Here is a 24,972-nt window from a genome sequence, read left to right as displayed (position 1 = left end):
TTTAACTGCTTATCAATCTATTCAACAAGCTCTCTCTATTGATGGCTCCATTTTTTCCCCTAGTTGAGCAATTACGATTTTAGATTTTAAAGTGGATAGATATCAGAACCCCGACTTAAAAAAAAATCGGGGTTCTGATATCTATTATGAAGGACAAATTCAAGCCTTAACTAGCCTTCTTCTGAGGAGCCACTATGCGTTCCACACTCATAGCAGCCACGCTCAATGTCACCACAGCCATGCCGAGAATTGCCACAGGCTGCAACTTCTCATTGATAATTAGAAACCCGAAGAGTGCGGTCATTGCCGGCCCCAAAGTGCCAATTACTGAGGCTAAGGCGGCCCCCGCAAAGCGGATGGCAAAATTATTCAAAAGATAGCTAAACAGCGTCAGCACCCCTAAAACAACGCCTCCCAAAATCAAACCCGGCCAAACATTTTGGTCGATTTTAGGAGAAAAATTTTCCGACAGCGGCACCCACAAACTCAGGGAGGAAAATACAAAAATTGCTGCGAAATTAACTAAACTAAAAGGAATTGGGTGCAGCTTGCCCGCGGCCATTTGCGTCAGCAATACGTAACCTGCAAAGGTAATCCCAGAAGCCAGTGCAGCCGTGACTCCCACCCCGACATTGCCACCGCCCGGAGCTGGGGCCGCAAAACTCGGCCACCCAGCTAAAATCAAACCTGCGGTAATCCCGACTATCGCCAAAAAGCCGACTGTGCTGGGGCGAGAGCCAAACAAGATCCAAGAACCTAGTACGGTGACGATCGGATAAATAAAGAAAATCGTAATCGCAATCCCCGCTGGGATATTGCCGATCGCCAAATAAATCAAAACCTGAGACAAAAACAGAAAAAATGCGCTTCCTAAAACTTTACTCCACAAAGCTCGATCGCCCGACTCGAACAACCGCCTAATATCTTTCCACACAGAAGGATACAGAAATGTCGCCAATATCGGCATCAAAGCCATCACCACGATCAGCCGCATCAACAAAATCAACAAAGAATTTCCAAAACCCGGAGTCACCACCCCCGGAAATTCAAACAAGCCAAAAACCACCCGAGGATTTTTGCCTTTAATCAGAATTCTCAAACAAACATTAAACAGCGACAATACCACCGCCGAAGACAAAGCCAGCACCAAACCTGTCTGCACTTGAGAAGATGCTTTAGCGGGTGCTGGAGAGGGCACGGAAGAAGGCTGTGGAACGGGTTCTCGCGGCGTTTCCACAGGTGTTGGCGACTGCTGAAGTTGCGGGCGGACAGAATTAACATAATTAACAGAATTAGTTGATTCCTCGACATAGGAATCTTGAGCATCGAAAGGATTCTCAAGATATTCTTCTTCTGATTCGAGTTCTTCCCTGATGCGGTTTACGAGATTTTGTAACAGCTCTTCCCCTTGCAGTTCCAGGGTTTTCATGTTGTTGAGCCGCACGGAAAGCTCGCTTTCGTAACTGGTTAAATCTTGTTCCAGCATCTGGAAACTGCGATCGATCCTTTCATCCAGCGCCGCCAGCAACTGCGAGGCTCGTTCGTCGTAGTTGCTCGGCGGCAGGGGTATCGGGAACTCGCCGCTGGGAATCGGGCTGCTGAGAGAATTTCCCGAGTTAGCGCTGAGTTCGTTGAACCGCTGCACCAACAAATCCTGCAAATTGTGAGCCAAAACTTGAGCCAACTGCTTCAGCCACAATTGCTGCTGCTGAATGTATCGCCCAGACAGAGATTCCATTTGCTGAGACTGCAATTTGCGATATTGCTCCCGGAGGTCTTCAATATCCTCAATCAGGTGATTTTTTTCAGTTTGCAGCCGAGTAATGTCTTGATTTAACTGACCTTTGACATTTTGATGCAAAGCTTCCAGTTCTTGCATTACTGAGTGGAGGACTTCTTCTGGTGATTGTGCATCCTCTGGCTCGTCCTTTGACGAGTATACGTTCCGCTGCGCCATTAGCCTATAACCTCTAATTTAAACTGCACGTTCAGTGTTCTTAAGTATGTTGACAAATCAGGTCGCAAGTTTTAGTGAGTTGATCTAAGAGATTGCGAACACTGTTTAATCAATAGTAGTCGCTAAGCTAGAAATGTGAGAAAATTGCGTGAAGCAAAGCTATCCCGCAGGGCATCCCCCCAAGAACACTTTGTGCAATTAAAAATCATACTACAGCTTGACCACTCCACGGATTGCTCCCGGTAATTCTCGCATTTAACTCACCCGATTGCACCCGAATCACAAGCGTGACAGCGCGTTCCGCGACTAAATTTGATTGGGGGGTGGCACTCCTAGCCCCTCAATGGATAACTTGATGCGGCAGCCAGAAATCCGGTTTCTTTTGCCCGCCTTTCTCCCGCACTCCCGCACCCAGATTTATGATTTTAACAGTTCCGATCTTTTGCTCGCGAAAGTTTTAAGAGGCGATCGCACCCTGAAAAAGCCACCCCGCGCCATCCAAAAATTAACACATCCCATCCCCCAAGAGCAACAGATATGGCATCCGAAATTTATGACAATTCCTTTACAAACGATCGACAAAGCCTGAATATTTCTGAGGATGCGGAAGTGTGTGTCTTTCCGGCATCATTTGCCCAGCAGCGCTTGTGGTTTCTCGACCAATTCGCACCGGGAAACCCTTTCTATAATGTAGTAACAGCACTGCGCTTAACTGGTTCCCTCAACTTAACAGCCTTAGAGCAAACCTTCAACGAAATAGTGCAGCGGCACGAAACTTTGCGAACCACTTTTGCCGCGGTATCAGGGCAACCAGTACAGATAATCTCTCCCGCTTTCAAGACTAATTTAAAACTATTAGAACTGCAACATTTGCCGCCAGAACAACGCCACACAGAAGCAAAAAAACTCTCCGCAGCAGAATCTCTTCGCCCTTTCAATTTATCCACCGGGCCGCTGATGCGAATCACCATCCTGCGGCTGACAGAAACCGAGCATATTCTATTGCTAAATATGCACCACATCGCCTCCGATGATTGGTCGATCGGGGTGCTAATTCGAGAACTGGAGGCTATCTATACAGCTTTGATAAATCAACAGCCATCTCCCCTACCAGAATTATCGCTTCAATATGCCGATTTTGCCGAGTGGCAGCGCGAATGGCTGCAAGGTGAAGTATTAGAAACTCAGCTAGCTTATTGGCGGCAGCAATTGCACGGGATTTCTGTGTTAAATTTGCCGATTGATCGCCCTGCACCAGCTATGCAAAATTATCGCGGAAAAACTCAATATTTAGAACTGCCAAAAAACTTGAAGGACTCACTTGTAGCGCTCTCGCAGCGAGAAGGAGCGACTTTATTTATGACAGTCCTCGCAGCCTTTCAAACTTTGCTTTACCGTTACTCGCAGCAAGAAGATATTGTGGTAGGTTCGCCGATCGCCAATCGCAACCGCAGCGAAATAGAATCATTAATAGGTTTTTTTGTCAATACTTTAGTGCTGCGAACAGACTGCTCGGGAAACCCGACATTTCGAGATTTTTTGGGTCGGGTGCGGGAAGTAACTCTGGGAGCTTACGCTCACCAAGATTTGCCTTTTGAGAAGCTCGTCGAGGAATTGCACCCAGAGCGATCGTTGAATCGCCACCCGCTGTTTCAGGTGGTATTCGGACTGCAAAATGCGCCTGTGGAGGAGCTAGAATTGCCAGAATTAAAGTTGAGTTCTTTCCATTTAGAGACTCAAACAACCCGCTTTGATTTAGAGCTGCATTTGTGGGAAGCTTCTGATAAGTTTAGGAACAGATACGGCGAACATTGGAAAGATTCGGAAGGCCTCAGAGGCGTAGCTGTGTACAATACAGATTTATTTGATGAAGTTACGATCGCCCGAATGCTGAGGCATTTTAAAACGCTGCTGGAAAGCATTGTGACTAATCCAGAACAAAGAATCGCTAACTTACCTTTATTGAGCGAGGATGAAGTGAATCAATTATTCAGAGAATGGAACGATACTCGGACAGATTATCCTCAAAATAAGTGCATTCATCAGTTATTTGAAGAGCGGGTTCAGCAGCATCTGGAGGATGTCGCCCTAACTTTCGACAGCCAGCACCTCACTTACAGAGAACTCAACAGTCGCAGCAACCAACTGGCGCGCTACCTGCAAAAACTGGGCGTGGGGGCGGAGGTTTTAGTGGGGCTTTGTGCAGAGCGCTCGATCGACCTAATTGTCGGGATGTTGGCTATACTGAAAGCGGGAGGAGCTTACCTACCGTTAGATCCGAGCTATCCGCGCGATCGGCTAAACTTGATGCTAGAAGATGCTCAAGTTAAAGTCTTGCTAATTCAAGATAAATTGATTGAGAATTTCCGAGACTTCTCAAACTCGGTGATTTACTTCGATCGCGACTGGGAAGACATAGCCAAAGAAAGCGCCGAAAATCCCGCCAACACCGTAACAGCAGACAACCTAGCTTACGTTATTTACACATCTGGCTCAACAGGAAAACCCAAGGGAGTTGCTGTCACCCACAAAGCAGTAAATCGGCTGGTACTCAACACCAACTATATAAAAATAGAACCTACCGATAAAATTGCCCAAGCATCCAACGCTTCATTCGATGCAGCCACTTTCGAGATTTGGGGAGCCTTGCTTAACGGCGCTCAACTCGTGGGGATTAGCACAAATGTTACCCTTTCGCCTCACGATTTAGCCTTAGAACTGCGCCAACAAGGCATCACCGTTTTGTTTTTAACAACAGCCTTATTTCAACAAATTGCTAGAGTTTTACCGCAAACTTTTAATTCGCTGCGCTGCTTGCTGTTTGGCGGAGAAGCGGTCGATATGAGATGGGTTAAAAAAATTCTCAAACAAAAGCCAACTACTAAATTAATTCACGTTTACGGGCCTACAGAAAATACCACATTTTCGGCTTATTATTGCGTGCAAGACGTACCCGAAACCGCAACATCTATCCCCATCGGCCGCCCGATCGCCAACACGCAAATTTATCTCCTCGATGCGGATTTGCAGCCGGTGGCGATCGGTGTTATGGGTCAATTGTACGTCGGCGGTGACGGATTAGCGAAAGGCTACCTCAACCAGCCAGATTTAACTGCTGCTGCATTCATTCCTAATCCTTTTAGCAATAAATCTGGTTCGTACCTTTATAAAACAGGTGATTTAGGTCGCTATTGGGTTGACGGCAACATCGAGTTTTTAGGCCGCGTTGACGACCAAGTAAAAATTCGCGGCTACCGCATCGAATTGGGAGAAATTGAAGCGGCTTTGTGCCAGCATCCACAAGTGCGCGAAGCAGTAGTAATTGTAAGGGAAGACATCCCAGATGATAAACATTTGGTAGCTTATGTTGTTCCTGATGGCTTTAATGAAAAATCAGAAATTCAAAAGCTAAAGTCAAGTGAGTTGCGCCAATTTTTGAAAGAAAAGTTACCAGGATATATGGTTCCTGCAACTTATGCAGTGTTGGAGTCCCTGCCGCTGACGCCCAACGGCAAAGTCGATCGCCGCGCCTTGCCTGATATAGATACAGACAGCGAGGATATAACAGAAAACTATGTAGCGCCTCGGACTGAGCTCGAACAGGTGCTAGGGAAAATTTGGGCTAAAGTTTTGGGAAAACAGCAGGTTAGTATCTACGATAATTTCTTTGAACTAGGGGGGCATTCCCTGCTAGCAACTCAGTTGATTTCTCGCATCCGAGACGCTTTGCAAGTCGAGTTACCTGTGAGCAGTTTGTTTGAGGCTCCGACTGTGGCGAGTCTGGCAAAATACATTGAAACAATGCGCTGGGCCGCGAAAGGTTTGGATGCTCCCAGAACCGACGAAAATGAGCGCGAAGATGTGGAATTTTAAGGCCACCACAGCCAGAACCTACAGGAGTTTAACTCAATACGCTTGGGTTAACACTGTTTATTCCTCGGAGATTCCCCTAAATCTCTCTTAAAAAGGGGGACTTTGAATGCTCTTGTCCCCCCCTTATTAAGGGGGGCTAGGGGGGATCAGGCTTAACTGAACCTACCAGATTTTAACTCACATTTTTAGTCACGAAATTTCAGTGCAGAATGCCCTGACAGCTTCGGCAAACTTCTGGTTATGCTCGATTAATGCCATGTGTCCTCCTTTCTGTATAGTAACTAGCTCTGCTTGAGGTAATTCTGCTTTCATTCGCAGGCTAGCTGGAGGGGTAGTGGCAATATCTGAATCGCCGCAGATCACCAACACTGGAATGTCAATTGATGGCAAAGTTTTTGTTTCGTCAAAGTTGAGCATTCCCAGTGTGCCGCGAGCGAGAACGCCGGGAGAACCCAAGGCTGATAAGAAAGCTGAGAAATCTAATTGACCGCGCGTTTCAGTGCCTTTAAATCCCGATACTTCTACACTGATGTACAGTGAACCATTGAGATAGCTCAGCCAAGTCATTCCCCACATAATGGGTTCAAGAGCTATGGTGAGGTAGAGCATTGGTTGAAGCAGCGGCTTTTGCAAAGCGCGTAATAAACCGCTAAAAATAGCGGTTTTGAGGGGATTAGTATAAGTCGTATCTACCAGAATTAAACCAGCTACTCGACTACCGAGAAGTTCTGGAAAAAGCCGACTGAATGTTAGAGCAATCATGCCGCCCATGCTGTGTCCGAGTAGGATAACAGGTTTAGTTCCTGCTATGGCAATGACGGCTTCGAGATCGCGGGCAAATTTTTCTAGGGAGTAGTCGCTGTTTTTTGGTCGAGTGGATTTTCCCAGACCTGGAAGATCCCAAACAATCACTCGGAAGCGATCGGTTAGTTGGCGTTTCGCGTAATACCAAACCATACTGTTCGGCCCCCAACCATGGGAGAGGATAATCGGCTGTCCGTCCTCTGGGCCGTAGAATTCTACTTGTAAAATAGTGCCATCAGGCCTCTCTACTCGCTGAACCGTACCCGTCCGCGTCGGCTTCGGTTCGTCAGCACCGGGGCGGCGGAACAGGGGCAAACTGATAAAGCGGCCACCAACAGACCAAAGAAGCATCAAGACTCCGCTGACTAAGTAGGAATTTCCTACAAGTTCGCCGATGTACCATTCGTAAATAATGTATATACCTCCGCCAAGTACCCCGAGGGACAGCAGTCCCACCAGCCATAGAAACAGGAAATTGAAGGGCATGAACGGCATAAGCTGAAACCTTGGGTAGAATTTGGGTTGCGGATTCAAACAGAATCATACTGAGGTTAGGCCACAGTAGGCAAGGGGTAAGTTAAGCTCTTAGCTTGTGCGCTGGTGGAATTTATTTTATATTTGCAAAAGTAATCACAGGATGACTCAAAATGCCCGATCCAAAAATATCGAGTTCATCGCCAAATGCCAGAGATTCTGTCACGGTGGACTTAGTTGAGTTTTTATCTTACCTTCGCACTCTAGATATTAATATTTTTGTTGAGGGCGAGATCCTGCGCTGCAACGCTCCAGAAGGAATTATTACACCAGAACTGCGCGCCCAAATTTCTCAGAGAAAAGCCGAGATAGTTTTATTTTTAAAAGCAGCTAATCGTACTTCTAGTTTAACTCATACACCGATTGTTTCTATGGGGCGGGAAGGAAATCTACCCCTTTCCTTTGCACAGCAGCGCTTGTGGTTTCTCGACCAATTAGTCCCGAACAATCCTTTTTATAATGTTCCCGCAGCCTTGCGTTTGACAGGTTCGCTCAATTTTTCGGCGCTGCAACAAACCTTCAATGAAATTGTGCGCCGCCACGAAGCTTTACGCACGACTTTAGCAGTAGTTTCGGGGCAACCTGTTCAGAGAATAGCTGTTGCTTTCCACCTCCCGATTAATGTAGTGGACTTGCGAAAGTTGCCAAAGGAATCTCGACAAACTGAAGCAAACCGGCTCACCACTGAGGAAGCTCAACGCTCTTTCAATTTGTCCAATGACTTGTTGCTGCGAGTCACATTATTGCAGTTAGATGATGCCGAATATTTACTAATGCTGAATATGCACCACATTGTCTCCGATGGTTGGTCTATCGGAGTGCTAATTCAGGAATTAGGCGCACTTTACACGGCATTTGCTAGCGAAAAACCTTCGCCTTTACCGGCTTTGTCGATCCAGTATGCTGATTTTGCCAAATGGCAGCGCGAATGGCTGCAAGGGGAAGTTTTAGAAACGCAGCTTGCTTACTGGAGACAGCAGTTAAACGGCATTTCTATGCTAAATTTGCCTGCGGATCGACCCAGGCCAGCAATCCAAAGTTACCGAGGCAAAAGGCAATTTTTGCAACTGCCAAAACAACTGAGCGAGGCTTTAGAAACGTTGAGCCAGCGCGAAGGAGTGACGCTGTTTATGACAATGCTGGCAGCTTTTAAAACGTTGCTTTACCATTACGCCCAGCAAGAAGATATCGTTGTAGGTTCGCCGATCGCCAATCGCAACCGCAGTGAAATTGAAGCATTAATCGGTTTTTTTGTCAACAGTTTGGTGTTGCGTACCGATTTGTCGGGAAATCCTACTTTTCGGGAAGTTTTAAACCGAGTCAAAGAGGTAGCATTAGGAGCTTACGCTCACCAAGATTTGCCGTTTGAGAAGTTAGTAGAAGAACTGCACCCCGATCGCGCGTTGAACCAAAATCCCTTATTTCAGGTGGCGTTTGCGCTGCAAAACGCGCCGGGGAATCGGTTAGAATTGCCAGAATTAACACTCAGCCCGCAGCAGTTAGATGTGGGTACAGCGCGGTTTGATTTGGAGTTTCATTTGTGGGAGCGATCGCCCAACACCTCGGGAAGCAACCAATCGCCCAGCAATAAGCTGTGGGTTGATAGCTCGGAGGGGATCGGCGGCATGGTTATTTACAGCGCCGATTTATTTGATGAAGCTACGATTACCCGAATGTTAGGGCATTTTCAAACCTTGTTAGAAAGGATTGTGACAAATCCCGAACAGCGGATAGCAAACTTGCAATATTTGAGCGCCAAAGAGCGCGATCGTTTGTTAGTTGAATGCAACAATACTCAGGCAGATTATCCGCAAGATTTGTGCATCCATCAGCTATTTGAAATGCAGGCAGATCGGACACCGGAGGCGGTGGCGCTGGTATTTGGAGAGGAGCGAGTCACCTATCGAGAGCTAAATCTCCGCAGCAACCAACTAGCACGTTATTTGCAAAAAATTGGGGTTGGGGCGGAAGTTTTAGTCGGGCTTTGCTGCGGGCGATCGCTCGATCTGATTGTGGGGATGTTGGGTATCCTGAAAGCGGGAGGAGCTTACCTAATTTTAGATCCGAGCTATCCTGCTGAGCGATCGAGCTTTATGCTAAAAGATGCTCAAGTGTCAGTATTGCTTACCCGCCAGGGAATAAATTCCCTGTCTAATAGCGAAAGTCGTCTAAAGACGACTGAAGGAGGACAAGTTTCCAGTCGGCTTCAGCCGACTTCAGCTATGAGCCAGGGAATTTATTCCCTGGTGGATGATGGCGAAGTGCAAAATTTAGAAACACAGTCAGATGATAAAATTCACCATCCAAGGGTTGTTTTTCTAGACACAGACTGGGAGATGATTTCCCAAGAAATCGCCGACAATCCCACCAGCGCAGCCACAGCCGAAAATCTGGTTTACGCGATTTATACCTCCGGCTCCACGGGAAAGCCCAAAGGAGTGGAAATTGAGCACGGGAGCTTGTTAAATCTCGTTTTTTGGCATCAAAGAGAGTTTGGGGTGTCAGCGGGCGATCGAGCAACGCAAATAGCAGCGATCGGCTTTGATGCTTGCGGGTGGGAAATTTGGCCTTATCTCGCCGCAGGAGCTAGCATCTACTTTCCAGAAGATGACATCAGGCGAGATCCTGAAAAACTGCAAAACTGGTTAGTATCAAAAGCCATTACAATTAGCTTTTTGCCAACACCTTTAGCCGAGAAAGTTTTGCTATTAGATTGGCCTCAAACAACAGCGTTGCGAATCTTGCTCGCAGGCGGCGAAAAACTGCAACAACATCCTTTAAAATCCCATCCATTTAAGCTAGTAAATAATTACGGCCCAACCGAAAACACCGTCGTCACAACTTCCGGTTATATTCCTGCAACAGAGCAAACAGACATCGCCCCGACAATTGGCCGCCCCATTGCTAACACTCAAATCTACATATTAGACAAATATTTGCAGCCCGTACCAGTGGGCGTTGTTGGCGAATTGTACATCGGCGGAAACGGACTCGCTCGCGGCTACCTCAACCGCCCAGATTTAACCGCACAGCGCTTTATTGTCAATCCTTTTAAACCAAATTCAGGAGAGCGAATTTACAAAACCGGCGACTTAGTGCGCTACAGAGGCGATCGCAACCTTGAATTTTTAGGACGCATTGACGAACAAGTAAAGATTCGCGGTTTCCGCATCGAATTAGGAGAAATCGAGACAGTATTAACTCAACATCCGGCCGTGCAGCAAACTGTAGCAATAGCTTCGGAAGATGGACATGGAGATAAACGTTTAGTAGCTTATATTGCCCTGAATCCAGAATATAGCGTTGCCCGCGAAAAAAACCAAATAATGCAATTGCAGGACGAACAGGTTTTGCAGTGGCAAATGCTCTACAATGAAACTTACAATCAACCTGCTGTTGATTCAGATCCAACCTTTAATATTGTCGGCTGGAATAGCAGTTATACTAATCAGCCAATCCCAGCAGAACAGATGCGCGACTGGGCGAACAATCAAGCCGCCCAAATTTTAGCTTTGCAGCCTAGCCGAGTGTTAGAAATTGGCTGCGGCACAGGTTTGTTGCTGTTCCAAATTGCCTCTCGCTGCACTCAATATTGCGGAACAGACTTTTCACCTATTTCGCTCAACTATATTCGGCAGCACTTGGCAAATCAAGAGTTAGCTAATGTAACGCTGCTTCAGAAAATGGCGACAGACTTTGAAGGAGTAGAGACAGCAGCTTTTGACGCGGTAATTCTCAATTCTGTCGTGCAATATTTCCCAAATATCGACTATCTCGTGCAGGTGCTAGAAGGTGCGGTGAAAGCAACTGCTCCCGGCGGCTTTATATTCATCGGAGATGTCCGCAGCTTGCCGTTGCTGGCAGCTTTCCACGCTTCCGTACAACTGTATCAAGCCGAACCTTCTCTCGCGGCCGAACAGTTGCAGCAGCGAGTACAAATGCAAATTTTTCAAGAAACAGAGTTAGTTATTGATCCAGATTTTTTGGGCGCATTAAAGCAGCGATTTCCGCAGATTGACGGCGTAGAGATTCAATTAATTCGCGGTAGTTATCACAATGAGTTAACTGATTTTCGTTACAATGCGATTCTGCATATTGCGTCTGAAACAGCACGCCACAAATCATCGCCAAAAGGGGAGTGCAGGGCCGAAAAACGGCTGGATTGGTTGGAGGAAAATCAGAATCTGACTGTTTCCAAGGTGCAACAAATATTATTGCAAAATCAACTCGATGTTTTAAGAATTGCTAATGTGCCTAATGCGCGGGTAACTGCTGCGGTGAAAACGGCAGAATTGCTGTCTGTTGTCGATAAATTTCCAACAGCAGGTCAGTTGCAGAAAGCCGTGGAAAAAGTCGAGAATTTAGGAGTAGATCCCGAAGCGTGGTATGCTTTGGAAGTTCCGTATAATGTTAATATTAGTTGGTCTAATTCCGACAGTCAAGGGCGCTACGATGTAGTGTTTGCACGGGGCAAAACCAGAGATTTTGTGCGAGAAACCCGAAGCGATAACTTGCGTCCTTGGCGCTCTTATGCTAATAATCCCTTACAAGGTAAAGTAGCACGGAAATTAGTGCCACACTTGCAGGCTTATCTAGCAGAAAAACTGCCGGAATATATGGTTCCGTCGGCTTTTGTGGTGCTGGAGTCGCTACCTGTGACGCCTAACGGAAAGGTCGATCGCCTCGCTTTGCCTGCACCGGAGCCGATTAAGTTAGAATGGGCTGGCGGTTATGTTGCGCCTCAGACTTCTATTGAGGAAGTTTTAGTGAAAATTTGGGTTGAGGTTTTGGGGATAAAGCGAGTGGGTATCCGGGACAATTTCTTTGAATTAGGAGGCCATTCGCTGCTGGCGACTCAGCTTGTTTCTAGAGTGCGAGATGCTTTCGCGGTAGAGTTGCCTTTGCGCCGCGTTTTTGAAGCACCGACAATTGCAGAATTATCTAAGATTGTGGAGAATTTAAAAGAGAGCGATGCTAATATTAAAGCTCCTGCTTTAGTGGCGATTTCTCGGGACAGTCGGCGGATGAAGCTATCATCTTTTAATCAAGAAAGTAAATAAAAAGGAGCGCTGTTGAACAGGGTACACTTTCGATAAATATGCAGCAAGAAACAGAAGTTTTCGTCTTCCCGGCATCCTTTGCCCAGCAGCGGCTTTGGTTCCTCAATCAATTAGCACCGGGCAATCCTTTCTACAATGTCTCAGCAGCACTCCGCTTAACAGGTTCCCTCAACTTCAGATCCTTAGAGCAAACCTTCAACGAAATTGTGCAGCGGCACGAAACTTTACGCACCACTTTTACGCTTTTGGAAGGGGAACTCGTACAAATTATTGCTCCCATTTTAACCGTATCCCTCCCCACAATCGACTTACAAAATCTCGCGCCAAATCAGCAGGAAACCGCAGCGCTGCAACTCGCAACCGATGCAGCACAATGCCCCTTCGATTTAGCCGCCGGGCCGTTATTCAAAGTAACGCTCCTAAAACTCAGTGAAACAGAACATATATTGTTGCTGAATTTACATCATATTGTGGCTGATGGTTGGTCGATTGGAGTCCTAATTCGAGAGCTAGGAACGCTCTACACAGCATTTGTAAAAAATGAGCGATCGCACTTACCAGCACTGCCCGTGCAGTACGCCGACTTTGCAGAGTGGCAGCACCAATGGTTGCAGGGCGAAGTATTAGAAACGCAGTTAGCTTATTGGCGGCAGCAGTTAAACGGAATTACCGCACTCAATCTACCAACAGACAGGCAAAGACCAGCCGTTCCATCCTATCGCGGCGCCAAACAATTTATAACACTATCACCTGCTTTGAGCGAGGCGCTAAAGTCATTGAGCCAGCAAGAAAGCGCGACTTTATTTATCACTCTACTAGCCGCTTTTCAAACTTTGCTGTACCGCTATACAGGACAAGTAGATATTGCAGTAGGAACGCCGATCGCCAATCGCAACCAGAGCGAAATAGAAGCATTAATCGGTTTTTTTGTCAACAGTTTGGTGCTGCGTGCAGATTTATCAGGAAACCCAACTTTTCGGGAATTATTGCATCGGGTGAAAAACGTCGCAATGGCAGCCTACGCTCACCAAGATTTGCCCTTCGAGAAGTTGGTTGAGGAAATGCACCCCGATCGCGAGTTGAGCCGCAACCCCCTATTTCAAGTTAGTTTCAGCCTGCAAAACACTCCTGTAGCAGCGCTAGAATTGCCGGGAATCGTTGGAGAGGCGATCGACTTTGACGCGGGAACCGCCAAGCTCGATTTAGAGTGCCACTTGTGGGAAGATGCAGGAAGTATTCAAGGGCAATTTGTCTACAGCACAGATTTATTTGATAGCGCCACAATTGCGCGCATGGCGGGACATTTCCACACCCTGCTTGAAGCCATTGTTGCCAATCCCAAACAGCACCTCAGCGACTTGGCTTTGCTGACAGCGCCAGAATACCAGCAATTATTAATCGATTGGAATGACACTGAGAGAGATTATCCGCAAAACCAGTGTTTCCATCACCTATTTGAAGAGCGAGTCGCGCGATCCTCTTCGAGGGCTCCGCTAACGCCCGATGCTGTCGCCGCCGTCTTTGAAAACCAGCAGTTAACCTACCGCCAACTCAACAGCCGAGCCAACCAACTTGCACATTACTTGCAGCAATTGGGAGCAGCACCAGAAGTTTTAGTGGGCCTTTGTGTAGAACGTTCCTTAGATGCGATCGTCGGATTGCTAGGCATTATCAAAGCAGGCGCAGCCTACCTGCCTTTAGATCCAACTTATCCTCAAGAGCGCCTTAACTTCATGTTAGAAGATGCTCAGGTGTCGATTTTGGTAACTCAGCAACACTTAGCAATAAAATTAACCCAGCCGGAAAATTTCGGAGTTTTTTCAGTAGTGTGTTTGGACTCCGACAGAGAAATTATTGCTCAACAAAGCCCCGAAAATCCAACTACAAATATCCTACCGGAAAACCTTGCCTACGTCATCTACACATCGGGTTCAACCGGAAAACCCAAAGGCGTTTTAATCGAACATCGGGGACTCTACAACTTAGCCCTAGCTCAAATAGAAGCTTTTAACTTAAACTCAAATCACCGCATTTTGCAATTCGCCTCCCTGAGTTTTGATGCCTCAATCTTTGAGATTGTCATGGCCTTGGGAACCGGAGCAACACTTTACTGTGCCAAGAAAGAATCTTTGTTGCCCGGACAAACATTAATCCAATTTTTGCAGAACAATGCTATTACTCACGCTACCTTCCCGCCCTCGCTGCTAGCTGTCCTTCCAAACGCCAAACTTCCCGCACTGCAAACAATCATCTGTGCGGGCGAATCCTGTTCCCCCGATGTTGTTAAACGCTGGGCTTCTGGGCGCAGATTTTTTAACGCTTACGGCCCTACAGAAGCGACTGTCTGGTCAAGTTTGGCCGAAATTGGCGATTCCCTGCGGGATAGCTTCGCTTCACGCAAAAAACCGCCCATCGGCCGCCCAATTGCCAACACTCAACTCTATATTTTAGATGAAAATTTACAGCCTGTACCCGTGGGAATTCCCGGTGAATTGTACATCGGCGGCAGCGGATTGGCGCGAGGCTACCTGAACCGCCCCGAATTAACCGCCCAGCGATTTATTGCTAATCCGTTTAGCCAGAAAGCAGGAGAACGAATTTATAAAACTGGTGACTTAGCTCGCTATTTTCCCGACGGCAATATTGAGTTTTTAGGCCGCACTGACGCACAGGTAAAACTTCGCGGTTATCGAATAGAATTGGGAGAAATTGAAGCGCTGCTGGTTCAGCATCCAGCAGTCAAAGAAACAGCGGCGGTTGCTGTGGATGATTTGTCGGGCAACAAACGCCTAGTTGCTTATGTCGTCCTCAATCAAAATCAGACGATTAATCCTGTGGAAATACGCAATTTCCTCAAACAACAACTGCCCAATTACATGATTCCCAGTGCTTTTGTGGCGATGGATTTTCTGCCCCTAACTCCCAATGGTAAAATCGACCGCCGGCGCCTACCTGCACCGGGAAATCTAACTAGCAATTCAATAGATAAAAGCTGCATTGCACCTCGCACACCAACCGAGTCAACCCTCGCCAAAATTTTGGCCGAAATCCTCAACGCAGAGTGCGTTGGCATTCGCGATAACTTCTTCGATTTGGGTGGAGATTCCCTGCTGGCCATCCGCCTCATCAATGAGATTAACCAGCAATTTGAGCGCGAATTACCGCTGTCTGCTCTTTTTTTAAATCCCACAATTGAAGGTTTAGCCGATTCGCTATCTTCAGAAACAAATTCTCTGGAATGGTCGCCTTTAGTTGCAATTAAGCCTCGCGGCAAAAAGCCGCCTTTCTTCTGCGTCCATCCCATCTTTGGCGTGGTTTTTCCTTATGTCGAGTTAGCGTTTCAGCTAGGAGAAAATCAACCGTTTTACGGGCTGCAACCTAAAGGGATTGACGGCGAAAGTTCTCCGCTAACTAGGATTGAAGACATGGCGGCTGACTACATCGCAGCCTTGCGTACAGTTCAACCAAAAGGGCCTTATTTTTTAGGAGGCTGGTCTTTTGGAGGTTTGGTTGCTTTTGAGATGGCTCAACAGTTGCTCGCAGCGGGGGATGAAGTGGCTTTACTTGCTGTGCTGGATAATTTAGCGCCGGTTTCTGCTAACAAACCTTCTTTGTGGGATGGTTGCAAGTTTCTTCTGACTACTGTTTCGCGCTCTATCTGGCCTTTTGTAGTAGATTATTTTCGCTTGGTGGCTGCTGCGGAAAATGTTCAAAGTGGCGGTCTTGCTGGCCGGTTTCCGAAATTAAATAAGATGCTTAATTTGGCAGCTAATTTTTTGCATCGCTGGAATTGGAAACAGGCTGTTATGGTTAGCATCCTATCTCAGGAGTCAAAAAAACCCAACTGGCGCGAGCTGGCAATTCCTTCGATGTTTACTGTATTTCAGGCTAACAGTCAAGCAACTATCAGCTATGTACCGAAAATTTATCCGCAGCGAATTACTCTGTTTAGATCGAGGGAACAGCTAAGCATGAGTCATCAAGATCCGACTCTTGGGTGGAGCGAATTAACGACGGAAAAAGTAGAGGTGATTAGAGTTCCTGGGAATCACCTTACTATGTTGAGAAAGCCTTGCGTCGAGGTGCTGGCTCAACAGCTAAAGCATTGCTTGGAGAAGGAATTAAGTGATTGAGGAACCCGCGTCCTTGTGCGCCGCCACCCGGTTTGATATGGGAAATTATTATTAGTGATGAAGAAGTGGGCAATCGGATGTCCGGTAAAATCACCGTTATCACGTTTGTAGGATGTAAAAAAATTGCGATCGCCCGAAGAACACTTTTTGCAACTAGAAATCATCATGCAGCGCCACGCCGCAGCACTCGAAGCTGAAGTCCGAGCTTTGCAAGCTGTTGACGAAACCGCCCAGTGGCCCGCTGACTGGAAGCGTGGCTATAATTGGCGTTTCGCTAAAATTTTCGCGTCTGTAAAGATTTTTCGCAACTGGGGTGCAGATGCTGCGGCTTGGAAACTTTTGCCTTCGCGAGTTTATCCCAACCGAGGCAATCAGAAGGATTAGTTAACTGTTGACTCTTCTGAAATGCCTCAATCTAAAATTTAAAATCTAAAATTGCCCAATGGATTGCGCGATGCTGAAGATGATAGCAGCCAAACCTGCTGCGATCGGAATTGTCACCAGCCAAGCCGAACCAATGGACAGCAAAGTTTGCAAGCGTACTGATTTCCAAGCTTTGATCAGCCCGACTCCGACAACTGCGCCGACTAAAGCGTGGGATGTGGAAACTGGCAAACCGAAGCGGGATGCTAGCAAAACTGTGGTGGCTGTGGCTAATTCCGCGCAAAATCCGCCGCTTGGTTGGAGTTCGATGATTTTTTCGCCGACTGTGGCAATTACATTTTTGCCCCAGATGGCTAAACCGATGACTATTCCTGCGCCTCCGACGACTAAAATCCAGAGGGGAACGCTGAAATCTTCTGAGGGAAAGGAACCTGTGCGCCGGATGTAGGCGATCGCAGCTAGGGGAGCAACTGCATTTCCTACGTCGTTGGAACCGTGGGAAAATGCTACAAAACAGGCGCTCAAGACTTGAAATCTCGCCATTTGTTGCTCGATGAGAGAGTGACGGAGTGTCGGAGTGGGGGAAGAGTTTGTACTTGGGCCGAATCCCTTATCTCCTCTTCCTTCTTCCTTCTTCCTTCTTTCTTCTTCCTTCTCAACTGATTCTAATTTCTTCCAGCTATTGAGTGTCAGGGCGATCGCCCCAATACTCCCAATGCCAATGACAACATCGTGAATGGGCAGATTCCAGCCAAATCGATCGTGCGCTAGGGCGATCGCCCCTGTCTGCACCAAAGCAACATCCACAACAGACGGCAGTACAATTATCCCAAATACGCTCAGCATTGCTGCACTCAGCCAAGGTATCCACTCGCGCATTTGAGATAGAGGATCTGGCCGATCGAGAATCGAATACTTCACCACACTGTAAAATAGCGCGGCTAAAGCACCGCTGGCAACAGGTGTCGCCACCCAAGTTAGGGAGATGGTGCCGATGGTTCGCCAATCAACTGCATTAATTCCGGCTGCAACACAGCTAAAACCCGCGATCGCGCCCACCACTGCATGGGATGAAGAAACTGGCAAACCTCGACTGGTAGCGATTTGCAGCCAGATCCCGCAAGCTATCAGCACTGACACCATCCCGATTAAAAATACTTGCGGTTGGGCAGCGAACACTTGTGCATTCACAACTCCTGTTGCGAGAGTTTCGGAAACGCCTTGCCCGAACAGCACTGCGCCGGAAAACTCCAGTATGCCTGCAACAATTATTGCCTGCTGCAGCGTTAGCGCCTTCGAGCCTACGGATGTCCCCATCGAGTTAGCGACATCGTTTGCCCCCAAGTTGGCGGCGACGTAGAAGGCGAGTGCAGCCATTGCCCCCAGTTGCAGAAATACGACCTCAGAGGTATTTAACATAGAATTTTTTTGACATAAAACGGGCATTTCGATATATGATAAGGGATTGTGAGTTTTGGTAAATCCCATGAAAGGCGCAGAAATAATCCGTTCTATAGAAACGGAAGAAATAAATAGAGTCAAGCAAGAACTTAATAAACAACTCCCGGAAATTTACGTGGGCGACACAGTGCGAGTCGGCGTGAAAATTAGAGAGGGTAACAAAGAACGGGTTCAGCCCTACGAAGGGACTGTGATTGCCATGCGTAACGGCGGGATTAATGAAACAATCACCGTCCGCCGCGTGTTTCAGGGCGTCGGAGTGGAACGGGTGTTTTTGATTCACTCGCCCCGCATCGCCACGATCCAAGTGATGCGCCGCGGGAAAGTCCGCAGAGCAAAACTTTACTACCTGCGCGATCGGGTGGGCAAAGCTACTCGCGTCAAACAGCGGTTCGATCGCTCCCTGTAGGAATGCACCCAGCTTTCCCTTGGTTCATGGTTTATGGGAAATTGAAAAATTTCAAAAAAAAGTTTCCCATTTATGAGCGCACTGTGTTAAAATAGAAATCTAGGGGTTAAGCGAATTTCAGCAACCTCACCTGTGCGCTCTTAGTTCAGTTGGTAGAACGCAGGTCTCCAAAACCTGATGTCGGGGGTTCAAGTCCTCCAGGGCGCGCTGAATCACCAAACTTTAAATTCTGCCCGAAAGCGCCCGGATTATTGGCTGGCAACAGTCAAAACCGCAAACTTTCGGGTAGAATTAATTTTTGTGGGCGGTTCGCAAAAAATGCCATCAACAAATGCTCGGTGTCGCTTCTGGCTCGTCGGTTTCGGCGATCGGCAGTTACACAGTTGATAGGTTGGGCTTGTAAAAAAGTCGTGGCTTTAGATTTGAGATTTGGGACTTGGGCGTAAGTGGTTAGTGTCACAAAATCTGAGAGCCGCGGGCCACTCACACCATCTAAAATCTAAAATCTAAAATCTAAAATCGCAAGGAGGATTGAATCGTGGCGAAAAAAGACCAAGCTCAAGAAACTCAAGAAATAACGGCGCCTGGGTTTAATCCTGCGGGTTTTTTTAAGGAAACTAGAGAAGAACTCGACAAAGTGGTTTGGCCGAGTCGGCAGCAGTTAATCAGCGAGTCTTTGGCCGTGCTTTTGATGGTAATCCTCTCAGCAAGCCTGATCTATTTGGTGGATAATTTCTTTAACTGGGGCGCGGGAAAGGTGTTTGGGCCATGACTTTTGCATCAGAAGAATCTGAGTATTCCACAGAAGCGACGGCACAGGCAGCATCGCCAGAGGTGCCGGAGATTGATGCTCGCTGGTATGCTGTTCAAGTTGCCTCGGGCTGCGAAAAGCGCGTGAAGGCAAACTTGCAGCAGCGGATTCAAACTTTGGATGTTGCCGATCGCATCGTTCAAGTAGAAATTCCGCAAACTCCGGCAATCAAAGTCGGCAAAGACGGTTCCAGGCGGCAGTCAGATGAAAAAATCTTTCCCGGCTACGTACTCATCCGTATGTTTATGGACGAGGATACGTGGCAGGTGATCAAGAATACCCCGAATGTAATTAATTTTGTCGGGGCAGAGCAGAAACGCCGCTACGGGCGCGGCAGGGGTCACGTCAAACCGCTACCTCTGAGTCATTCAGAAGTAGAACGGATCTTCAGAAACGCTCAGGAATCAGAACCGGTTGTCAAAGTATCGATGTCTACTGGAGACCACGTTGTGGTACTTTCCGGGCCGTTTAAGGATTTTGAAGGTGATGTGATTGAAGTTAGCCCGGAACGAAACAAGCTCAAAGTTTTACTCTCGATTTTTGGGCGCGATACGCCTGTAGAATTGGAGTTCAATCAGGTTCAGAAACAGAACTAACTAATGGCAAAGAAAGTTGTTGCAGTAATTAAGTTGGCGATTACGGCGGGAAAAGCCAACCCAGCTCCTCCGATCGGCCCAGCCCTGGGTCAGCACGGCGTCAATATTATGATGTTTTGCAAGGAGTACAATGCTAGAACCGCAGACCAAGCAGGTCTGGTGGTTCCGGTAGAAATTTCGGTTTTTGAAGACCGCAGTTTTACGTTTATTCTCAAAACCCCGCCGGCGTCGGTTTTGATTCAAAAAGCGGCTGGCATTGCTAAAGGTTCGGGAGAACCTAACCGCAAGCAAGTAGGGACGATTACACAGGCTCAGTTGCGAGAAATCGCTGAAACCAAAATGCCTGACCTCAATGCTAATGATGTTGAGGCTGCTATGAAAATTGTGGCAGGAACGGCTAAAAATATGGGCGTGGCGATCGCGGATTGAAGGAAGAAGGAAGAAGGAAGAAGGAAGAAGGAAGAGTTTTCCTAGTCCAAGTTCCAAATTGCTAATCCAAAATTCCTGATTTTGAAGCTAAAATCTTCAAGCTCCAATCGCAAATCCTAAGTCGGTTCAGGGGGAGAAGCAAAGCTTCGCTAGTAACCGAAAACGGGTAGATTTTAAGATTGTCCGATAGGTTCAATCTAAAATCTAAAATCTAAAATCTAAAATCGACTGACCCCAGGAGATAACAATGGCAAAGAAAGTATCCCGAAGACTGCAAGAACTTCAAAAGAAAGTTGAAGACAGACCTTATCTACCGCTGGAAGCTCTGCAACTTTTGAAAGAAACAGCAACCGCTAAGTTTGGCGAAGCTGCTGAAGCTCACATCCGTTTGGGAATTGACCCGAAATATACTGACCAACAGTTGCGGACAACTGTATCGCTACCAAAAGGAACTGGTCAAGTAGTCAGAATTGCGGTGATTGCTAAGGGCGAAAAAGTTAAAGAAGCTCTAAATGCCGGCGCGGATATTGCTGGTTCTGAAGAGTTGATCGATGAAATTCAGAAGGGCATGATGGACTTCGATTGCCTGATTGCTACCCCAGACGTGATGCCGTTGGTGGCAAAATTGGGTCGGTTGTTGGGCCCGCGCGGTTTGATGCCTTCTCCGAAAGGTGGCACGGTGACGACTGACATTGCTCAGGCGATCAACGAGTTTAAAGGTGGTAAACTAGAATTCCGTGCCGATCGAACTGGCATCGTTCATGTTATGTTTGGCAAGGCAGCTTTCTCAGCGGAAGATTTGCTGGTCAACCTTCATGCTTTGCAAGAAACTGTTGACCGCAACCGTCCTTCTGGTGCTAAAGGTCGCTACTGGCGCAGTCTGTACGTATCCGCAACAATGGGCCCGTCGATCGAAGTCGATATCAGTGCTCTGCGCGATACCAAACTTGATGCTGCCTAGTACAGAATTAAGCAGAAGGCAGAAGGTAAAAGACAGCTTCGGCTGTCTGTGTAAATCTCTCACAAGACTTACGCCAGACCCTTGCTAATCTCTGCCTTCTGATGATAGCCTAATCAAAAATCAATAAGCTGAAGACCGCAGGTGCCGACCGCTTAATTTCCTGCCGAGGCTGAAGAAATAAAAACTCAAGACTCAAAGATTAGAAATTTTCTATTTTTAATTCTGACTTGTTAATTTTTAATTCTCTGCCCCGGCTCTAAGGTCGGGGTTTTTGGTGGGCAGTTTTCGATCCTAAAAGGAGGTGAAATAAGTATGGGCAAAACTTTAGCAGTAAAAAATGAGATTATTGCAGACCTCAAGCAAACCTTGAGCGAATCTCAACTGGCGATCGTAATTGACTACACGGGCTTAACTGTTGCTGAAATTACAGATTTGCGTCGGCGTTTGCGTCCCAAAGGCAGCAGTTGCCAAGTGGCAAAAAACACGCTGATGCGAATTGCGGTTGAAGGCAACGAAACCTGGCAGCCGATACAGGAATTGCTGACCGGTACGTCGGCGTTTCTGTTCGTGCAAGAAGATATTGGCGGCGCGATTAAAGCTTACCAAGAATTCCAAAAAGTCTCTAAGAAGACTGAACTTCGCGGCGGCGTGATGGAAGGACGGGTGCTGAAAGAAGCTGATGTTAAAGCATTAGCCGATCTGCCGTCGAAAGAACAACTCATGGCTCAAATTGCTGGCGCTATCAACGGTGTCGCAACCAAGTTGGCTGTGGGTATCAATCAAGTTCCTACTTCGATCGCTCGCGGTCTTAAGGCTTATGCTGAAAAAGACGGCGATTCCGCAGCAGTAGAAGCAGAAGCACCAGCAGAAGCTCAAGCAGAAGCACCAGCACAACCTGAAGCAGAAGCACCAGCACAAACTGAAGCAGAAGCACCAGCACAACCTGAAGCAGAAGCACCAGCACAACCTGAAGCAGAAGCACCAGCACAACCTGAAGCAGAACCTGAAGCAGAAAGCGCATCTACTTAAATAGTTTTGGTTTGGAATTTTGAGTTTTGAATTAAGAAATCTTGAACTTAAAATTCACAACTGACAACTGACAACTGACAACTGACAACTGACAACTGACAACTGACAATTAATCAAATCGAACTAGGAGTTCAAAAAATGTCTACTGCAACTGATGAAATCTTGGACAAACTTAAGTCTTTGACTTTGCTCGAAGCATCTGAATTGGTCAAGCAAATTGAAGAAGCTTTCGGCGTCAGCGCTGCTGCTCCTGTAGGCGGCATGATGATGATGCCCGGTATGGGTGGTGGAGCGGCTCCTGAACCAGTAGAAGAGCAAACCGAGTTTACTGTGATGCTCGAAGAAGTTCCTGCTGACAAGAAAATCGCCATTCTGAAGGAAGTCCGCGCAATTACCGGTCTGGGTCTGAAGGAAGCAAAAGACTTGGTAGAAGCCGCACCGAAGGCAGTTAAGGAAGCTATTGCTAAGGAAGCTGCTGAAGAAATGAAGAAACAGCTTGAAGCTGTGGGCGCAAAGATTTCTATCAAGTAGTCAGAGAATGTAGTTGATATCAATTCCGGTGACACCGGAATGATGGTTGACTGTTGACTGTTCCCTAAACGGAACTCCCCCGCATACGGGGGAAGTTCCGGTTAAGCTGTTGGGACAGTTCCTCCGTCAATCACGTGTTCTGTACCGGTAATAGACGCTGCGCGCGGTGATGCCAAAAACGCGATCAGATTTGCCACTTCAGCCGGTGTTGATGGTCGCCCGAGTGGAATGCCACCCAGCGATTCCATAATGATCCGCTTGCCTCCTTCGTAATCGGTGCCTGCTTGTTGGGCAAGGCGTTCGGCTAAAGCCACGGATGCCTCGGTTTCTACCCATCCCGGAGACACGCGCAAGACTCGTACACCTTTTGGCGCGACTTCTTTAGACAAGCTTTTGCTGTAGGTTGAAAGCGCGGCTTTGGCTGCCGCATAAGCAGTGGTTGAGTCCGGCAGGGGAAGCTGGTGTTGAATTGATGTGACATGGATAATTACCCCCTCCCCTTGCGTCACCATTCCGGGCAGTAGGGCGCGGTCTAGGCGTACTGCGGGAAAAAGGTTGAGATTCAATTCCTGTTGCCATTCTCGATCGTCGAGTGCCGCAAAACCGCCAGCCGGTGCTGATGAACCACCCAACACATGAACGATGATATCTACGCCACCAAGACGTTCGTTAACGGCGTCCACCACAGCGTTACATCCCTCTAGGGTCGTCAGATCGGCGGAGATAAACAGTTTTTCTGGAAAGGAGCGAGGGCGGACTCGTGCCGCAGTCAGCACACTGGCTCCACAATCTTGAAAGAGAGTGACAACGGCTCCACCAATTCCTTTGGTGCCAGCAGTAACCAATACTCGTTTCCCGTTCAGTTCTAAATTCATAGACATCAGTTAATCTCCAGAGATTGGATTTTGCCACTTTTAAGTTGAAAAGAGTGACGGAGTTGTATCGGACTGCCGGGAAAATTCCCGGTGATTTTGGCAACGACTGTCACAGACTCTCCCACTTGAGCGGTGCTAATTGGCTCTGTACAATATTCAAATTTTTTCCGCGACTCCTGAAGCCACGACTGAATCGCTCCATGCCCTCGATGAGTCTTGCCTTCGTCAAACACTACGGCATTCTGCGTGAAACAATCCGTTATCCGGGTAGTGTCTGTGCCGTTACAGGTGACGAAATAGGTGCCGATCGATTCAGCCAGTTGCAGATTCATTTTTGTTTCTCTTGCTGGAAAGTTGCTGTACAAGAATTCTCTGCTTAGACTTGCAAATAATCAAGAACGCACGAAAAAGTAAGTTGCACACCTATGAGAAAGGTTTACACCCCCTCGACGGCAGCGGCAGAGGTCGCAGAAGTGATACGGTTGCTGGAAGGGCGCTGGAAGCTGGTCATCCTCTTTCATTTGTTCGACGGCAAAGTGCAGCGCTATTCTGATTTCGAGAAACTTATTCCGGGCATCTCCCAAAAGATGCTGTCCCAGCAATTAAAGACGCTGGAAGCTGACGGGATTGTGATCCGAAAGATCTATCCGCAGGTACCGCCTAAGGTTGAATATAGGCTGACCGCGTGGGGACAGGCTTTGTGCCCTGCTCTGGATGCACTTCTGAATTGGGCGGAGCAGAAGGGTCGTTTCGAGGACTCAGCTTAACAAAACATTCCACTAGACATCTCCAGAAATTCTAAATTTTGAACGATATTATTAGGGTTTCAGCCCTGTTTTTCGTAATTATTGGAGATGTCTACTGGGCAAATCGGTGAACGTGGCGTTAGACCGCCAGGTCTCAATTAGGACGGTCGCTTGAAGTTACTTGCAGGGCATTCAAAATTAAAATCGCTAAGCATGAGTAGCTGTAACGACGATTTGTAACAACAATTAGTTAGTGCAGCCGTCGTTTAATCGGAACTTACCCCCTGCGGGGTAGTTCCGCCTCAATACGGTTCAGTTAAGGGCTAGGCAGTGCTTAAAACAATAAATACAGGAGGATTCATTATTATTCCAGTACCTC

General features: G+C 47.3%; 18 protein-coding genes, 1 tRNA gene, 1 pseudogene and 1 other annotated feature. Of the genes and pseudogenes, 15 read left to right on the top strand and 5 right to left on the bottom strand.

The window, feature by feature from the left end; translation table 11 throughout:
- Positions 1-166: 166 nt before the first annotated feature.
- Entirely contained in the window at positions 167-1,957 is a 1,791-nt protein-coding gene (locus QUA71_RS25925; protein ID WP_333289484.1) for a DMT family transporter, read from the bottom strand.
- Positions 1,958-2,300: 343 nt separating this feature from the next.
- On the opposite strand from QUA71_RS25925, the gene QUA71_RS25920 reads away from it, so the two are divergent.
- Positions 2,301-2,546: a hypothetical protein gene (locus QUA71_RS25920; protein ID WP_333289482.1), complete on the top strand. Its 246-nt coding sequence runs from the start codon at positions 2,301-2,303 to the stop codon at positions 2,544-2,546.
- Complete coding sequence (locus QUA71_RS25915; RefSeq protein ID WP_333289480.1) at positions 2,495-5,830, top strand: amino acid adenylation domain-containing protein; 3,336 nt, start codon at positions 2,495-2,497, stop codon at positions 5,828-5,830. The genes QUA71_RS25920 and QUA71_RS25915 overlap by 52 nt, the downstream gene beginning before the upstream one ends.
- Before the next feature lie 189 nt (positions 5,831-6,019).
- Here QUA71_RS25915 and QUA71_RS25910 read toward each other — a convergent pair whose 3' ends face one another.
- Positions 6,020-7,120: an alpha/beta hydrolase gene (locus QUA71_RS25910; RefSeq protein WP_333289478.1), complete on the bottom strand. Its 1,101-nt coding sequence runs from the start codon at positions 7,118-7,120 to the stop codon at positions 6,020-6,022.
- 161 nt (positions 7,121-7,281) lie between these two features.
- On the opposite strand from QUA71_RS25910, the gene QUA71_RS25905 reads away from it, so the two are divergent.
- The 3 genes from QUA71_RS25905 (at position 7,282) to QUA71_RS25895 (ending at position 16,745) form a co-directional block, all read left to right on the top strand.
- On the top strand, positions 7,282-12,228 hold the full coding sequence (locus tag QUA71_RS25905; protein ID WP_333289476.1) for an amino acid adenylation domain-containing protein: 4,947 nt from the start codon (positions 7,282-7,284) through the stop codon (positions 12,226-12,228).
- Positions 12,229-12,266: 38 nt separating this feature from the next.
- Entirely contained in the window at positions 12,267-16,361 is a 4,095-nt protein-coding gene (locus tag QUA71_RS25900; protein WP_333289474.1) for an amino acid adenylation domain-containing protein, read from the top strand.
- A gap of 147 nt (positions 16,362-16,508) precedes the next feature.
- Positions 16,509-16,745, top strand: a complete 237-nt coding sequence (locus QUA71_RS25895; protein ID WP_333289472.1) for a hypothetical protein — start codon at positions 16,509-16,511, stop codon at positions 16,743-16,745.
- Positions 16,746-16,790: 45 nt separating this feature from the next.
- Here QUA71_RS25895 and QUA71_RS25890 read toward each other — a convergent pair whose 3' ends face one another.
- On the bottom strand, positions 16,791-18,164 hold the full coding sequence (locus tag QUA71_RS25890) for an inorganic phosphate transporter (protein ID WP_333289470.1): 1,374 nt from the start codon (positions 18,162-18,164) through the stop codon (positions 16,791-16,793).
- A gap of 67 nt (positions 18,165-18,231) precedes the next feature.
- Here QUA71_RS25890 and rplS point away from each other — a divergent pair, with 67 nt between their 5' ends.
- From rplS to rplL, 9 genes and pseudogenes are all read left to right on the top strand, one after another.
- Complete coding sequence (rplS, locus tag QUA71_RS25885) at positions 18,232-18,615, top strand: 50S ribosomal protein L19 (RefSeq protein WP_190663914.1); 384 nt, start codon at positions 18,232-18,234, stop codon at positions 18,613-18,615.
- A gap of 134 nt (positions 18,616-18,749) precedes the next feature.
- Positions 18,750-18,822, top strand: a tRNA-Trp gene (locus tag QUA71_RS25880).
- Entirely contained in the window at positions 18,793-19,002 is a 210-nt protein-coding gene (locus QUA71_RS25875; protein ID WP_333289468.1) for a hypothetical protein, read from the top strand. Before QUA71_RS25880 ends, QUA71_RS25875 begins: the two co-directional genes overlap by 30 nt.
- 151 nt (positions 19,003-19,153) lie before the next feature.
- Complete coding sequence (gene secE, locus QUA71_RS25870; protein WP_333289466.1) at positions 19,154-19,387, top strand: preprotein translocase subunit SecE; 234 nt, start codon at positions 19,154-19,156, stop codon at positions 19,385-19,387.
- Positions 19,384-20,022, top strand: coding sequence for a transcription termination/antitermination protein NusG (gene nusG / locus QUA71_RS25865; RefSeq protein WP_006635589.1), 639 nt, complete (start codon positions 19,384-19,386; stop codon positions 20,020-20,022). The genes secE and nusG overlap by 4 nt, the downstream gene beginning before the upstream one ends.
- Before the next feature lie 3 nt (positions 20,023-20,025).
- Positions 20,026-20,451: a 50S ribosomal protein L11 gene (rplK, locus tag QUA71_RS25860; protein WP_006635588.1), complete on the top strand. Its 426-nt coding sequence runs from the start codon at positions 20,026-20,028 to the stop codon at positions 20,449-20,451.
- A gap of 247 nt (positions 20,452-20,698) precedes the next feature.
- Positions 20,699-21,412 carry a 50S ribosomal protein L1 gene (gene rplA, locus QUA71_RS25855; RefSeq protein ID WP_190663916.1) on the top strand — a complete coding sequence of 238 codons (714 nt, stop codon included), beginning with the start codon at positions 20,699-20,701 and terminating at the stop codon, positions 21,410-21,412.
- A gap of 110 nt (positions 21,413-21,522) precedes the next feature.
- Positions 21,523-21,695 (top strand) — a sequence feature (ribosomal protein L10 leader region).
- 29 nt (positions 21,696-21,724) lie between these two features.
- Positions 21,725-22,258 (top strand): annotated as a pseudogene (rplJ, locus tag QUA71_RS25850) (50S ribosomal protein L10); the annotation flags it as partial.
- A 321-nt stretch (positions 22,259-22,579) separates the two neighbouring features.
- Complete coding sequence (rplL, locus tag QUA71_RS25845) at positions 22,580-22,972, top strand: 50S ribosomal protein L7/L12 (protein ID WP_039887983.1); 393 nt, start codon at positions 22,580-22,582, stop codon at positions 22,970-22,972.
- 101 nt (positions 22,973-23,073) lie between these two features.
- On the opposite strand, the gene QUA71_RS25840 is transcribed toward rplL, so the two are convergent.
- Both QUA71_RS25840 and QUA71_RS25835 read right to left on the bottom strand, forming a co-directional pair.
- The gene (locus tag QUA71_RS25840) at positions 23,074-23,853 is read right to left on the bottom strand and encodes an SDR family oxidoreductase (protein ID WP_190740657.1); all 780 of its coding nucleotides are present in this window, start codon (positions 23,851-23,853) and stop codon (positions 23,074-23,076) included.
- The gene (locus QUA71_RS25835; RefSeq protein WP_333289463.1) at positions 23,853-24,179 is read right to left on the bottom strand and encodes a nuclear transport factor 2 family protein; all 327 of its coding nucleotides are present in this window, start codon (positions 24,177-24,179) and stop codon (positions 23,853-23,855) included. The genes QUA71_RS25840 and QUA71_RS25835 overlap by 1 nt, the downstream gene beginning before the upstream one ends.
- A 93-nt stretch (positions 24,180-24,272) precedes the next feature.
- On the opposite strand from QUA71_RS25835, the gene QUA71_RS25830 reads away from it, so the two are divergent.
- Positions 24,273-24,614 (top strand): helix-turn-helix domain-containing protein, encoded by a 342-nt coding sequence (locus QUA71_RS25830; protein ID WP_333289461.1) that lies wholly within the window; start codon positions 24,273-24,275, stop codon positions 24,612-24,614.
- Positions 24,615-24,972 lie beyond the last annotated feature (358 nt).

This window comes from Microcoleus sp. MON1_C5, assembly GCF_036701875.1.
GTDB lineage: Bacteria > Cyanobacteriota > Cyanobacteriia > Cyanobacteriales > Microcoleaceae > Microcoleus.
This window is presented reverse-complemented; position numbering and strand designations above follow the sequence as displayed.